Origin of the sequence: Carboxylicivirga caseinilyticus, assembly GCF_050589785.1 — a bacterium.
GTDB classification, from domain to species: Bacteria; Bacteroidota; Bacteroidia; order Bacteroidales; family Marinilabiliaceae; genus Carboxylicivirga; species Carboxylicivirga caseinilyticus.
Window position 1 is genome coordinate 1 of sequence record NZ_JBNGOX010000106.1, and the last position, 1,144, is coordinate 1,144.

General features: G+C 36.9%; 2 protein-coding genes. Both read right to left on the reverse strand.

Annotated elements, in window-relative coordinates; genetic code table 11:
• Positions 1-105 precede the first annotated feature (105 nt).
• Complete coding sequence (locus ACRD62_RS22420) at positions 106-609, reverse strand: DUF6398 domain-containing protein (protein ID WP_430822315.1); 504 nt, start codon at positions 607-609, stop codon at positions 106-108.
• The gene (locus ACRD62_RS22425) at positions 602-904 is read right to left on the reverse strand and encodes a hypothetical protein (RefSeq protein WP_430822316.1); all 303 of its coding nucleotides are present in this window, start codon (positions 902-904) and stop codon (positions 602-604) included. Before ACRD62_RS22425 ends, ACRD62_RS22420 begins: the two co-directional genes overlap by 8 nt.
• Positions 905-1,144 lie beyond the last annotated feature (240 nt).

Here is a 1,144-nt window from a genome sequence, read left to right on the forward strand (position 1 = left end):
TAATGTAGAGAACCGCCGTATACGAGAACCGTACGTGCGGTGGTGTGAGAGCTTCTCCCTGCTAGCGTTTGCTAGTGGGGCTGGCTACTCGATTGGCAGCTGGCATTATCTCTGCTCGGTTTGAAATTCAATATCTTCTCCTCGTGATCTTGCATCTTTAACCATCTCCTGTAATTCAGCAGGCAATGTATCTAATGGCACTATAAATCCATCTACCATTACCATATTATTAAACGGATTATCTTCTGTCATTTTCTGAGTCGAAAATTCTGGACTAAAATGCCACATGTCGAACATGTCTTTAATCTGTCTAGCTTTATTTGATACTGTCGAGTTTTTTGTGCCGAAATACTCACTAATATGGTCTGCTGACATATATGGCTCAAACGACTTATCAAATAGAAAATTAATCGAACCGATAGCATATACGACTGCTGCAGCCCAAATCTCTAATTTACCTCTCTGAAAAGGAACTTCCTTTTTTCTTCCAAGCTTCTTAATTAACTTTTCACATAGCTGAAAATATTCATCATCTAATCTTTGAGTACAAAAAGTTCCAGTCATTTCAAGAAGTTTTTCCTCTTTTTGCTTAATCTCTTGTTTAGTCATAATGTCTATTCTCTATCGGTATTTTCTTAATCTTTTCAATATTACCGATAATTTTTTTAAGTGTGAAATTCAATTTTTCTCTATCTGGAGGATTACCCCAAAACAAATCATCTAATTCCCAATCTTCTGCTTGTAATATCTCTCTAGTAAGTTTTTCTGCTCTATCAACATAATCAGTCTCGTTTTTACAATCGCCGGATAATACCCCGAATTGTAAAGTCAAATCATATGTTAACTTTTCGGCTTCTATTAATATTCCCTCGTAGGATTCTTTTGATAAATCATCTGTATCCATTTGCACTATCTTTCTTTGCTTGCTGCCAACGTTTGCGGTATAAAAGCGTTGCGCACTTCGAAGCACAAACTTATCAGCCCGCTAAGCCGTTGATTAAATGTTATTTCGTTCAAATATAGCACTAACCGCGCAATGTTTTATGACCGCTTGTGTGTGCCTCGCATGGGTAGCGATGCACTTATAGCGTAAGCTATCAAAAAGACATAAATATGCAAATTTATTTTGATAAGTAGCGAAGCT

Coding starts and splice junctions, on each gene's coding strand:
- ACRD62_RS22420 (WP_430822315.1), bottom strand. CDS start 609: ATGACTAAACAAGAGATTAAGCAAAAAGAGGAAAAACTTCTTGAAATG.
- ACRD62_RS22425 (WP_430822316.1), bottom strand. CDS start 904: ATGGATACAGATGATTTATCAAAAGAATCCTACGAGGGAATATTAATA.